At 72.7% G+C, this 11,601-nt stretch carries 16 protein-coding genes and 1 pseudogene; 5 read left to right on the plus strand and 12 right to left on the minus strand.

The window, feature by feature from the left end; genetic code table 11:
- Nucleotides 1-305: 305 nt before the first annotated feature.
- The 7 genes from K313_RS0107495 to K313_RS0107525 all read right to left on the minus strand — a co-directional run bounded on the left by K313_RS0107495 (nt 306) and on the right by K313_RS0107525 (nt 4,995).
- Nucleotides 306-1,118, minus strand: coding sequence for an NAD-dependent epimerase/dehydratase family protein (locus K313_RS0107495; RefSeq protein WP_029211094.1), 813 nt, complete (start codon nt 1,116-1,118; stop codon nt 306-308).
- Nucleotides 1,115-1,606: a GNAT family N-acetyltransferase gene (locus K313_RS0107500; protein ID WP_029211095.1), complete on the minus strand. Its 492-nt coding sequence runs from the start codon at nt 1,604-1,606 to the stop codon at nt 1,115-1,117. Before K313_RS0107500 ends, K313_RS0107495 begins: the two co-directional genes overlap by 4 nt.
- A 9-nt stretch (nt 1,607-1,615) precedes the next feature.
- Nucleotides 1,616-2,017 (minus strand): hypothetical protein, encoded by a 402-nt coding sequence (locus tag K313_RS0107505; protein ID WP_029211096.1) that lies wholly within the window; start codon nt 2,015-2,017, stop codon nt 1,616-1,618.
- Between the two features lie 60 nt (nt 2,018-2,077).
- Complete coding sequence (locus K313_RS0107510) at nt 2,078-2,938, minus strand: FkbM family methyltransferase (RefSeq protein ID WP_029211097.1); 861 nt, start codon at nt 2,936-2,938, stop codon at nt 2,078-2,080.
- Between the two features lie 63 nt (nt 2,939-3,001).
- Entirely contained in the window at nt 3,002-4,282 is a 1,281-nt protein-coding gene (locus tag K313_RS20430) for an RNA polymerase sigma factor (RefSeq protein ID WP_240483955.1), read from the minus strand.
- 6 nt (nt 4,283-4,288) lie between these two features.
- Complete coding sequence (locus K313_RS20435) at nt 4,289-4,636, minus strand: YciI family protein (RefSeq protein WP_019286792.1); 348 nt, start codon at nt 4,634-4,636, stop codon at nt 4,289-4,291.
- Entirely contained in the window at nt 4,633-4,995 is a 363-nt protein-coding gene (locus K313_RS0107525; RefSeq protein WP_029211098.1) for a YciI family protein, read from the minus strand. Before K313_RS0107525 ends, K313_RS20435 begins: the two co-directional genes overlap by 4 nt.
- Nucleotides 4,996-5,165: 170 nt before the next feature.
- Here K313_RS0107525 and K313_RS0107530 point away from each other — a divergent pair, with 170 nt between their 5' ends.
- The gene (locus K313_RS0107530; protein ID WP_029211099.1) at nt 5,166-6,083 is read left to right on the plus strand and encodes an SDR family oxidoreductase; all 918 of its coding nucleotides are present in this window, start codon (nt 5,166-5,168) and stop codon (nt 6,081-6,083) included.
- Between the two features lie 155 nt (nt 6,084-6,238).
- Here the strand turns inward: K313_RS0107530 and K313_RS0107535 are convergent, their stop codons facing one another.
- Nucleotides 6,239-6,622, minus strand: coding sequence for a hypothetical protein (locus K313_RS0107535; RefSeq protein WP_029211100.1), 384 nt, complete (start codon nt 6,620-6,622; stop codon nt 6,239-6,241).
- A gap of 169 nt (nt 6,623-6,791) precedes the next feature.
- On the opposite strand from K313_RS0107535, the gene K313_RS0107540 reads away from it, so the two are divergent.
- Both K313_RS0107540 and K313_RS0107545 read left to right on the plus strand, forming a co-directional pair.
- Nucleotides 6,792-7,439, plus strand: a complete 648-nt coding sequence (locus K313_RS0107540) for a GNAT family N-acetyltransferase (protein WP_029211101.1) — start codon at nt 6,792-6,794, stop codon at nt 7,437-7,439.
- Nucleotides 7,436-8,014: a mycothiol transferase gene (locus K313_RS0107545; RefSeq protein WP_029211102.1), complete on the plus strand. Its 579-nt coding sequence runs from the start codon at nt 7,436-7,438 to the stop codon at nt 8,012-8,014. Before K313_RS0107540 ends, K313_RS0107545 begins: the two co-directional genes overlap by 4 nt.
- 132 nt (nt 8,015-8,146) lie before the next feature.
- On the opposite strand, the gene K313_RS0107550 is transcribed toward K313_RS0107545, so the two are convergent.
- Together K313_RS0107550 and K313_RS20440 are read right to left on the minus strand one after the other, a co-directional pair.
- The gene (locus K313_RS0107550) at nt 8,147-8,752 is read right to left on the minus strand and encodes a response regulator transcription factor (RefSeq protein ID WP_029211103.1); all 606 of its coding nucleotides are present in this window, start codon (nt 8,750-8,752) and stop codon (nt 8,147-8,149) included.
- A complete protein-coding gene (locus K313_RS20440) occupies nt 8,749-9,351 on the minus strand; it encodes a sensor histidine kinase (protein WP_051274047.1) in 603 nt (200 codons plus the stop codon). The genes K313_RS0107550 and K313_RS20440 overlap by 4 nt, the downstream gene beginning before the upstream one ends.
- Before the next feature lie 2 nt (nt 9,352-9,353).
- Here K313_RS20440 and K313_RS23435 point away from each other — a divergent pair, with 2 nt between their 5' ends.
- Complete coding sequence (locus K313_RS23435) at nt 9,354-9,524, plus strand: hypothetical protein (RefSeq protein ID WP_156911226.1); 171 nt, start codon at nt 9,354-9,356, stop codon at nt 9,522-9,524.
- Between the two features lie 330 nt (nt 9,525-9,854).
- On the opposite strand, the pseudogene K313_RS0107560 reads toward K313_RS23435, so the two are convergent.
- A pseudogene (locus tag K313_RS0107560) lies at nt 9,855-10,106 on the minus strand (DUF6069 family protein); the annotation flags it as partial.
- A gap of 15 nt (nt 10,107-10,121) precedes the next feature.
- Nucleotides 10,122-10,295 (minus strand): hypothetical protein, encoded by a 174-nt coding sequence (locus tag K313_RS23440; RefSeq protein ID WP_156911228.1) that lies wholly within the window; start codon nt 10,293-10,295, stop codon nt 10,122-10,124.
- A 332-nt stretch (nt 10,296-10,627) separates the two neighbouring features.
- Between K313_RS23440 and K313_RS0107570 the strand changes: the two genes are divergently transcribed.
- Nucleotides 10,628-11,509 carry a peptidylprolyl isomerase gene (locus tag K313_RS0107570; protein ID WP_084412581.1) on the plus strand — a complete coding sequence of 294 codons (882 nt, stop codon included), beginning with the start codon at nt 10,628-10,630 and terminating at the stop codon, nt 11,507-11,509.
- Nucleotides 11,510-11,601: the final 92 nt, after the last annotated feature.

Genomic DNA, 11,601 nt, shown 5'->3' on the forward strand with positions numbered 1-11,601 from the left:
GCGCCACGCACTGCTGGTGCCTGTCGCACCGGTTGCGCGCCAAGGACATCGAAGAGCTCGGTGACGGCGACCGCGATCAGGCGATGCGTGGCCAACCTCAGCATGACCGCCGCCCGCTTCCTGCACCTCCGCAAGGGATAGCGCACTCAGCGCCCCGCACGCCCCGGATCACGTGTTTCACATGATCGGGACATGCCAGTCTCGAAGGTCCCCAGACCCAACATCCACCATCCTTGGACCAAACTCTCACGATCTTCGGGGGTGCCCGGGAGGTATGGCGCGCCCCGGGGGCACGGCGGGGCGCGTCAGGAGTTGCGCGGCCAGTCGTCGCGCACCGGGGCGCCGCCCTCGACCACGTCCTCCGGCTCGTCGGTGCGCTCGGTCCACGAGTCCTGCGGCCGATAGCCGAGCTCGAGCATCGTGTTGGTGAGGTCCCAGCGGCGGTTGGGGTTGTCGGAGATCGCGTAGTAGAGCCCGAAGGTCACCTCGGCCTCGATCGCGCAGCGAAAGACCCGCTCGGTGTCGTCCTCGCTGAGCCACATGGCGTGCAGCAGGTCCTCGTCGGCGTCGAACGGGTCGTCGGACATCCAGCCGATCCGCAGCGCGATGACGTCCAGTCCGTGCTCGTCGTGGTAATAGCGGCCCAGCGTCTCGCCGAACACCTTGGACACGCCGTACAGCGAGTCGGGGCGCGGCAGCTGGTGGGGATTGACGGGCCACTGCTCGAGCCGGTCGTACATCCCCATCGCGTGGTTGGACGACGCGTAGACCACGCGGCGCACCCCGGCCTCGCGAGCCGCCTCGAGCACGTTGCGGTAGCCCACGATGTTGGCGGCGAGCACGTCGTCCCAGTCGGACTCGGGGGAGGCGGAGCTCGCGAGATGCAGGACGGTGTCGACGCCCTCCATGAGCGGCAGCACCTCGGCGTAGTCCTCGAGATCGGCCCGCTGGAGCACTCGCTCCTGCTCGTCGTTCTTGGGGGTGCGGCCGTGCTGCACGATCTCGTAGTCGTCGCGCAGGCGGCCGGCCAGCAGCAGCCCGATGCCTCCGGTCGCGCCGGTGATGAGGATCCGTCGCCTGGTCCGCGTGGTGCCCGTGTCCGTGTCGGTGTCGGTCATGGCTCCATCATCGCGCGCAGGTCGGCCCGCATGGCGGGAAAGGCGGTGGTGGAAAAGCCTGCTCGTTCGTAAAGGTGGCGTCCCTCGGCGGTCGCCATCAGCTCGGCGCGGGGCACCCCGGTCTCGCGCGCCCAGGTCAGCACCGCCTCGAACGCCGCGCTCCCGTGCCCCTGACCGCGGGCGCTCGGGAGCGTGCAGACGTTGCTGACCAGCACGTCGCCGCCCTCGGGGACCCCCGGTGACGGGGCGGCGTCGCGTCGCGCCCCCATCGCGCACGCCACGACCCCGCCCCGCACCTCCACCACCACGATCCGGTATGCCGGATCGGCCAGCCGCTCGACGAACCAGCGTCTCGCGGCCGCCCGCCACCGCGGGTCGTCCTCGGCCACCCCCATGGCCTCGAACATGATCCCGCGCAGCGTCACGAGAGCCTCGACGTCCGCCGGGGCCGCAGGGCGCACCAGGCGGTCGGTCGTCGGCTCGGTCATCAGGGTCGGTCAGGCGTGACCGGAGTCGCCCTCGTCGTCGGCGTCAGCGTCGGAGTCGTCAGCGTCGGCGTCGGCGGCATCGTCGGAGTCGGACTGGTCCAGACCGGAGGTCAGCTCGGCGGTCACGAGGCGCAGCAGCTGGAGCATGCGGTCGTCGCGGCCGGCGAGCGCCTCCCAGGCCGAGTCCTCGTTGGCGACCGCGGGCGTCATCGCCTCGGGATCGTCGGCCAGGACGGCCTCGGTGTCCTGGATGCCCTGGCCCGCGTAGTACTCCGCGAGCTCGGCGGCGCGGTTGCCGGAGTCGCGGACGAAGGTCAGGAACTCGTCGAATCGCTGGTGGTCGGCCTCGATCTGCTCGAGGAGGCGCTGGGCGTCGGCCAGCGAGGTGCGGGCTGCGTCGGCGGTAGTCATGGCCGTGACTCTAGCCATGGACGCTGGACGGGAGGTGAACAGGTGCTGCACATCCCCTGGTCACGCTGCGCGGTAGCGCTCCTCCGCGGACGGGTCGAGCGCGCCTCGGCGCACCAGCTCTCGGATGCCGCGCAGCGCCACCCCACGCTGGTCGTAGACCTGGTGCGCGACCAGCGCGAGGTGACGCAGCTGCTCGTCGTCGAGCAGGTCGAGCCGCGTGAGGTCGCGGACGTAGAGGGCGTCGGCCTCGACGAGCTGCCGAGCCTGGCGCTCGTCGGCGTCGGCCCACTGGACGGGTGCGATCGGCCAGGTCTTGGTCGAGACGAATCCCTGCGGCACGAAACCCTGCTCGCGCAGCTCGAGGTCGATCTCGGCGAAGGTCGGTTGGTCCCGGTAGAGCCGGTGGAAGCCCACCTCGACCTGGATGGTCGTGGCCCGCGCCAGCGTCTCGCGGCCGCCGCGAAAGATCATGAGCTCGGCGCCCTGCACGTCGATCTTGAGGTGGTCGAGCAGTTCGATCTCGCGGACGTCGTCGAGGCGGGTCGTGGGGAGCGGCATACGGTCGACCACCGTTGCCAGCCGGGGGAAGTCGACGAGCAGCTCGAGCTGCGCGGGGTCGGGCTCGTAGAGGCTGGAGAACCCGGACGAGGCGCACAGGTGCAGGGTGTGGGTGGCGCCGTCGCCGATGGCATAGGGGAGGTAGCGCTCGAGATCGCCTGCGGCCGACCGCAGTCGCTCGATCGCCTCGGGCTGCGGCTCGAATCCCGTGACCCGGCAGGCGCCCTCGCGCAGCATGGCGAGATAGGGCGGCTCGTCCTCGAGCGGGTTGGCCCCGATGTCGACGACCTCCGTGAGCCGCGTCGGCCCGAGCAGGTCTGCCAGACGGTCGGACTCGCGTCGTGGGGAGATCGTCCCGGACATGCTGCTTCTCGTGTCGCGCCGGCGGTCCGTCGACCCTAGAGGGGGCGGTCGTCGCGGTGGGGGTTAGCCCGGGGGCTGGTCGAGGGCAGCGCGCCGGTCGTGCAGGTGGCTGAGCTCGGCCTCGTTGCGGCACAAGGAGATCGCTGCGTCGTATGCCGTCCTGGCCGCCGCCACTCGCCCGGCCCGGGTCAGGAGCTCGGCGCGCACGGCGTCGAACCGGTGGCTCGCGCCGACCCCGCCGACCCCGCTGATCGCCGCGATAGCGGCCAGGCCGGCCCCTGGCCCGCGGGCCTGCGCCACCGCCACGGCGCGGGCGAGCTCGACGCTCGGGCCGGGCGCCACCGCCACGAGCAGGTCGTAGTGCGCGACGATCCGGTCCCAGCGGGTGTCGTCGGGCCGCGGCGCCAGCGCGTGCTCCGCCGCGATGCGCGCCTGCAGGAGGTAGGCGGCGGCCTGGACCGGCAGCCCGCCACGCAGGGGTGCGGACTCGAGCAGGGCCACCGCCTCGGCGATCTCGTCGCGGTGCCAGCGGCTCCGGTCCTGGTCCGCGAGCAGCACTAGCCGCCCGGCGTCGTCCGTGCGGGCGTCCCGGCGCGAGTGCTGCAGCAGCACCAGGGCGAGCAAGGCCGTGAGGGTGGGGTCCCCGGGCGTCAGCGCCCGCACCGCACGGACCAGGCGGACCGCCTCGCCGGCCAGCTCGGCGCGCACCGGGTCAGGCCCGCTGCCCGGGGCATACCCGGCGGTGAACGCGAGGTAGACCGACTGCGCGACCGTCGACAGCCGGCCCGGCAGCTCGGCGGCACCCGGCACGGCGAAGGGGATGCCGGCCGCCACGACCTTCTTCTTGGCCCGCGTCAGCCGGGCCGCCATCGTGGCCTCGGGCACCAGGAACAGCCGGGCGATGTCGGGCGTGCTGACCCCCACCACCAGACGCAGGGCGAGGGCGCTCGCGGCCTCCGGCGCCAGCGCGGGGTGGGTGCACATGAGGACGAGCCTCAGGAGGTCGTCCTCCACCAGACCTCCGGGGTCGGCCATGGCGCCTCCGCTCCCTGCGGTGCGCTGGATGTCGGTGACCAGCAACGGCATACGGCGGTGCTGCATGGCCTCGGCGCGCAGCCGGTCGAGCACCCTCCGCGCGGCCGCGGTGTAGAGCCAGGCCGCCGGGCTGTCCGGGACTCCGTCCACGGGCCACCGTCGCGCGGCGACCTCGACGGCGTCGGCCAGGGCGTCCTCGACCAGGTCGAGCCGGCGGAAGCGCGCGAGGAGCAGGGACGTCAGGCGTCCCCACTCCTCGCGCACGACGGACCCGAGCAGCGCGAGCGACGCGTCAGGTTCGCCGGTCACGGCGCCTCAGCCGAGCTCGATCGTCGGACGGATCTCGACGGTGTAGGTCGCCGGCAGCAGCCGCGCCACCGCCACGGCCGCGTCCAGGTCGGGCAGCTCGACGTCGTAGTAGCCGGCGATCATCTCGGCCGTCTCCGCGAACGGACCGTCCGTCACCACGACCTCGCCGCCCTCGTGGCGCACCGTCGTCGCGGTGTCGGCCCCCGCGAGGGGCGCCGAGCCGAGGCGGCGGCCGCGCGCGTCGACGGCGGCCTCGAAGGCGGCGTGCGCGTCGACATACTCCTGCTGCTCCTCCGCCGTCGCCGACTCCCAGGTGCGCGGGTCGTAGGCGAGAAGCACGAGATAGCGCGTCACGACGGGCGATCCGCGGGATCGACGTTGGGGCGGACCTCGACCCCGTCGCCCGTCTCGGCGATGATCTGGCAGCACTCGAGCAGGCCGTCCAGGTCGTCCGTCTCGATCTGGTAGTAGCCGCCGACCTGCTCGGCGGTCTCGGCGTAGGGCCCCTCGGTCACGGGCCCGCCGCCCGCAGGGATCGACCTCGACTGCGACGAACGGGTCAGCTCCGCACCGCCCACGATGCGGTGGCCGCCCGCGGCGAGGGCCTCGCCGAACCTCTCGTACTGCGCGTAGCCGTCCTTGCGCTCCGCCAGGCTCATCGAGGTCCACCAACGGTCGGCGTCTCCCACGATCAGCACGGTGTAGTCAGCCATGGTCATCTCCCATCCGGGTTGCGGGCCGCGGGTGCGACCTCACCACTGTGACGCGCGGGCCCCCACGAGATCGACAGCTGAGGGGAGGGAAATGACGGCGAGGCGCTCGTGTGAGACCCCCTCCCTGCCGGGTAGGTGCACGAACAAGCCCACCATCGAAGGAGAGTCACATGTCCGACGACACCAACACCACCACCGTGGACCAGCTGACGCTGCAGGACCCCGTGAAGCGGTACCCCTCGATCACGCCGCCCGCCGAGGCGCTGCCCGGCACCGGTCTGGACGCCGAGATGACGCCCAAGGCGGACCTGGGCGAGAAGTCCTACCGCGGCACCGGACGCCTCGAGGGACGCAAGGCGCTCATCACCGGTGGCGACTCCGGCATCGGCGCGGCGACTGCGATCGCCTTCGCCCGCGAGGGCGCCGACGTCGTCATCACCTACCTGCCGGAGGAGGAGCAGGACGCCTCGAAGGTCGCCGAGATCATCGAGGCCGAGGGCCGCACCGTCGGCACCGTCCCGGGTGACCTGCGCGACAAGGCCTTTGCCAAGACCCTGGTCGACGAGGCCGTCAAGACCCTGGGTGGTCTGGACATCCTGGTCAACAACGGCGGCAAGCAGGTCGCCACGGAGTCCTTCGACGACATCGACGACGAGCAGCTCGAGGCGACCTACGACATCAACATCCTCGCGATGTTCCGCCTCGTGCGCGCCGCCCTGCCGCACCTCGAGCCGGGCGCGACGATCATCAACACCACGTCGATCCAGGCCTACTCGCCGTCGGCGACGCTGATCGACTACGCGTCGACCAAGGCCGCGATCAACAACTTCACAAAGGGCCTGGCGGAGCAGCTGGCGCCCAAGGGGATTCGTGTCAACGCGGTGGCCCCGGGCCCGATCTGGACCCCGCTGCAGCCGTCCGGCGGCCAGCTCCCCGACGACCTGCCGGAGTTCGGCAAGTCGACCGCCCTCGGCCGCGCCGGCCAGCCGACCGAGCTCGCCCCCGCCTACGTCTTCCTCGCCTCGCCCGAGTCGAGCTACGTGATCGGCGAGACGCTCAACGTCAACGGCGGTATGCCGACCCCCTGATCGCGCCCTGCGTTCACCCAAGATCGTGAGGGTTTGGTCCAACTTCCTTGGACCAAACCCTCACGATCTTTGTGCTCTGGGGCAGGCGCTCTGGGGCAGGCGCTCTGGGGCTCTGGGGCGCTGGACGTCGGTCGTCGGCTCCCCGACCTCTGACGTCAGCTGTAGGTGGGGCGGTCCCCGTCCGCCGGGTCCTCGGTGCCCTGGACGTCGGTGTCGTGCGTCGCCGGGGTCCAGCTCGGGTCGCCGTGCAGCACGGTGCCGTCGTCGAGGGAGATGGTGAGGTTGCTGGCCTGGGCGATGTTCTCCGAGAGGCGGTCGACGACGTGCTTGGGCTGCTCGATGCCGAGCTTGGTCAGGCGCTCGCCGAGCATCTCCGACACCGCGTGGTGGTCCCGCCCGGACTGGGACAGCTCGACCAGGTCGTTGACCAGGATGCGGCGCTGCCGGTCGTCGAGCTGCTCGAGCATGGGGGTGCTGAGCGTGACGATCGCGTCGCGGCTCTCGACGTGCTCGTGACCTGGCTGAAAGCTCTCGGACATGGGGGCCTCCCGGTGGACTGGGCGCCGAGCCGGATGCTCGTCCCCAATGACGTTCCTCGAGCCTAGTTCGCCGGCCGCGCCTGGCGGCCCTTGCGGCCCCCCGCCCCGATCATCGTGAGGATGAGCGTCAGGACGCGGATCGTCCGCAACGGGCCCTAGCGTCGGGGCCATGAGCTATCGCGTGGTCCCTCTCGGACCGGACACCTGGGAGCCGTTCGCCGAGCTCGTCGAGCGCAACAACGGGGTGTATGGCGGCTGCTGGTGCATCGGCTTCCACCCCGAGTGCGGGCAGCGCATCGACCACCGCGCCGCCAAGCGCGAGCGCGTCATGACGGACGGCGCGCACGCCGCGCTCGTGATCGACGAGGACGGGCTCGCGCAGGGCTGGGCGCAGTACGGCGACCCCGACGAGCTCGCCGGCATCAAGCACAAGCGGGCCTACGACCAGGACCCGCCGCCCGAGCCGGACTGGCGCATCACCTGCATCTACGTCGACCGCCGCCACCGCGGGCAGGGGATCGCCCGGCTCGCCCTCAGCGGCGCGCTCGAGCTCATCGCCGCCGCAGGAGGTGGCCTCGTGGAGGCGATCAGCGAGACCACCGTGGGGCGGCAGGCCCAGGGACGGTTCCTGTTCAGCGCCACGGCCGAGCTCTACGAGGACCACGACTTCCAGCGCGTGCGCCAGGTCGGCAAGCACGCCTGGATCCTCAGCCGCACCGTCGGCCCTGCCGACGCGACCGCTGCCACCCCCGTCCACGGCATACCCGCACCATCCGCGCAGGCCGCGCGAGTCCACCCACCGAAGGAGACGCCATGACCACCACCGACCTCCCGCCCTGGGAGCCCCCGATCGCCGGGGACGAGGCCGAGCACCTCGTCGGCATGCTGGACCGCCTGCGCGCGACGTTCCGCTGGAAGGCGGACGGCGTCGACCTGGCCCAGCTCCGGTCCGGCATACCGTCCTCGACCCTCACGATGGGCGGGCTGCTCAAGCACCTCGCCCTCGTGGAGGACGATGTCCTGTGCTGGCGCATCGCCGGCGAACAGCCCGTCACGATGATGCGCGTGCCCGAGGGCGAGGACCTCGACACCTGGCAGTTCACGGTGGGGGAGGGGGAGACGGCCGAGGAGATCTACGCACAGTACGACGAGGCCGTCGCCCGCTCGCGCACGCGGCTCGCCGAGATCGTGGCGCAGGGGCGTCTCGACGAGTCCGCGCACCTGCAGCCCGACGGGCTGCGGCCCAGCATCCGGCGATTCGTGTGCGACCTGGTCGAGGAGTACGGCCGCCACACCGGCCACGCCGACCTGCTGCGCGAGGCGATCGACGGCCGCGTCGGCGAGGACCCGCCCGGCGACTGGGCGTGGCCCGCTCTGAGGCCCGCCCTCTGACCGCCGGTGCGCGTGGGCCCGCGCGGATCGGTGCAGGTCGTACGTCAGATCTGACACCGGACCTGCACCGATCTGCCAGGGCCCACCGATCTGCCAGGGCCCACCCATCTGCCAGGTGTCCGCGCGAGCCGGTCAGAGCCAGCCGTTGCGGCGGGCCACGCGCGCGGCCTCTGTCCTGGTGCGCGTCGCCGTCTTGCCGATCGCGCTGGACAGGTAGTTGCGCACCGTGCTCCGCGACAGGTGCATCCGGCCGGCGATGTCGGAGGTCGAGCCACCGTGCTCCGCCTCCACCAGCACGGCCCGTTCGCGCTCGGTGAGGGGGCTGGCGCCGCTGCGCAGCGCGTGCCGGGCGAGCTCCGGGTCGATGACCGTGGCTCCGGCGACGACCTGGCGGATGGCGTCGACCAGCGCCTCGACCGGCCCGTCCTTGGCGACGAAGCCCCGCGCCCCCACCGCCATCGCGCGCTGCACGTAGCCGGGGCGGGCGAAGGTCGTGACGATCACGATCGCGCACCCCGGCAGCACCGTCACCAGCTCGGCTGCGACGTCGAGCCCGCTGCGCCCGGGGAGCTCGATGTCGATCAGCGCGACGTCCGGGCGTGACCGGGACGCCACCGCGAGGAGCGACTCGGCGTCACCCACCTCGGCGACCACCTCCATGTCGTCCTCGAGGTTCAGGAGCAGGGCCAGCGCGCTGCGCATCATCGCCTGGTCCTCGGCCAGCAGGAGACGGATCATGCGTCCCCCTGCTCGTCGGGGACCCAGGCGGTGAGGGTGAACCCCTCGGGGGTGCCGCGGGTCGTCATACCTCCGCCGGCGGACTCCAGGCGCACGCGCAGGCCCTCCAGGCCGCCCTGCCCATGGGGACGGCCACGCGACCCGACGCCGTCGTCGCAGACGGTCAGCCGGTGGGCGCCCCCGGCGCGCACCAGGGTGATCCAGCAGTGGTCGGCCGAGGCGTGGCGCAGGACATTGGTGACCCCCTCGCGCAGCGTCCAGGCCAGCAGCTCGTCGGCCACGCCGACCGGTGGGGACTCGATGCGGATGCTGGTCACCACGTCGGCCGCGGACAGGGCGTCGCGGGCAGCGCCGAGCTGCTCCTCCAGGGTGGGCGCCTGGGCGTCGTGGATGGTGTCGCGGACCTGGCTCATCGCCGTCCGCCCGATGCGCTCGATGTCCTCGGCGTGGCTCGCGGCCGCTGCCGGGTCGGTCGGGACGAGCCGACGGACCGCCGCGGCCTTGACGACCATGAGCGACAGGGTGTGGCCGAGGACGTCGTGCAGGTCTCGCGACGCGCTCCCGCTCGGCGCCGACCGCGCTGACGGCCAGCTGCTCACGCGTGCGCCGCAGCGCCTCGGTCGTGGCCACGAGCCGGCTCAGCGCGGCGGCGGTGGTGCCAGCCAGCACGACGACGAACGCCTGCGGCACCGTCGCGTCGTCGACCCCCGAGACCCCGGACATGGTCACCCCGGCGGCGACCGCGCAGGCCGGTATGGCGACAAGCCCGTGACGACCCCGCAGCGCTACTCCGGCGGTCATGGCCACCAGCAGCCACGCGGGCTCCCACCCCGGCCAGGCCAGGGTCGCGGCGAGGACGACGACGGCCAGCGTGAGGAGGGCGAGCGTCGAGCGCCACGTGGGGGTCGGCCAGCTGAGCAGCACCGCCGTGACGCAGGTGACCGCCGCGACGAGGCCCAGCGCGAGGCTGAGGTAGGCCGCCGACCCCGCCGGTCGCGACACGACGAGCTGCGCCAGGAGCACGGGGACCCACACCAGGACGGCGGCGTGCCGCTGGGTGACGGTGCTGCGCACCCGCATGAGACTCACCGTACGCCGAGGCTCAGCACGTCCGGGAGCGCCAGCCGGCCGCGATGACGACCGCCGCCACCACCGAGTGCAGCGAGACCAGCGTCATGGTCGCCCCCCAGCTGACCCCGGCCGTCGTCCCCAGCAGCGAGACCAGCGCCACGACGGTGGCGGTCACCAGCCAGATCCGCAGGGCCCGGCGGGTGCGGGTGAGGCGCTCGAGCAGCCGCAGCGTGAGGAACCCGGCAGCCGCGCTGACGGCGGCGGCCACCACGACGTCGAGCGGGCCGACCTGCCGGGTCTACCCGCCGGTCAGGACGGTCAGGTCCACACCGACCAGGGGGACGGCGCAGGCCCAGGTCACGAGCGCGCAGACGACCGCGGCCCCCGTCCCCGCGAGGTCGGCCGTCCACGGCGCGCGGCTCGTGCGGCGGGACGGGAGGGGATGGGTGGCGAGCGAAGCGGTGCGTGTCATGGGGTGCTCCTGAGGTCGTGGGTGGTGGCCGTCGGAGGCCATGTCATCGACGCTAGGAGCCGTGGCCGGTCGGGGGCAGGGACGGCGGGGGCACGCCTGGCAGGACAGATGTCCCACCGAGCACGGCGGACCTGCTGCGCGAGGCGCCCGCGTGGGCCCGCCAGGACCGGTGCATGTCGTACGTCAGATCTGACACCGGACCTGCACCGATCTGCCAGGGCCCACCGATCTGCCAGGGCCCACCCATCTCCTGCCGAGCGGGCGGTCGGCGTCTAGATTGACGAGCCACGGCTCGACCAGCCGTGACCCCCACCCCCCGAAGGGATCCGACGATGACGTCCATCCGTTCTGCCTGGTTCATCCATCCTGACAGCGCCACTCGGTCTGCCCGGTCCACGCGATCCACCGGACCCGCGCGAGCGACGCGTGCCGCAGCGGCCGTCGTGGCGCTGGCCGCGACCACCGCCCTCGCCGCGGCACCGAGCGCCACGGCCGTGCCGGCCCCCGGCTCGTCGGCGACCGCCTCGGCAGCCGCCAGGCCCGCCCCGCCCGGAGGCCCCACGACCGGCGCGTGCGGCTTCACCCCGCTCGAGGACCGCACCTACTCCACGTGGGTGGGGCTGCCGCCCGACCCCAAGAAGGCCCAGACCCACGGCAAGGCCGCCGTCGTCCTGCAGACCAACCGGGGCGACATACCCCTGGTCCTCGACAAGGCCGGAGCCCCCTGCACGGTGCAGAGCTTCCTGTTCCTCACCCGTCAGAAGTTCTACGACGGCACGACCTGCCACCGGCTCACGGCCTACCACACGCCCCCGGCGGCGCTGTCGGTCCTGCAGTGCGGTGACCCGCTCGGGACGGGCTGGGGCGACCCCGGCTACTCGTTCAAGGACGAGCTGACGACGGCGCAGGCGCTGACCAACTGGCCGGGCTTCCCCGACGGCAGCCGCAAGCTCTATCCGCGCGGCACCCTCGCCATGGCCAACGGCGGCCCGGACACCAACGGCAGCCAGTTCTTCCTCGTCTACGAGGACTCGCGGCTGCGACCGGACTACACCGTCTTCGGCCACGTCACCGAGGAGGGCATGCAGGTCCTCGACCGGATCGCCGCCGGCGGCATCGACCCCGGCACCGAGGGCACGCCCCAGGACGGTGCCCCCGTGCTCGAGACCCGCATCGAGCGCGCGAAGCGAACCGGGGCCGGCGCCACCCGCTGAGGGAGAGCACGTCGGGCATCTCCCGCGGCCCCGCGCCCGATCCGCCAAGCGTTGCGCCCGCCGAACGCCCGCGCGTCCCCCTCGGTACTGTG

Source organism: Arsenicicoccus bolidensis DSM 15745 (assembly GCF_000426385.1).
GTDB classification, from domain to species: domain Bacteria; phylum Actinomycetota; class Actinomycetes; order Actinomycetales; family Dermatophilaceae; genus Arsenicicoccus; species Arsenicicoccus bolidensis.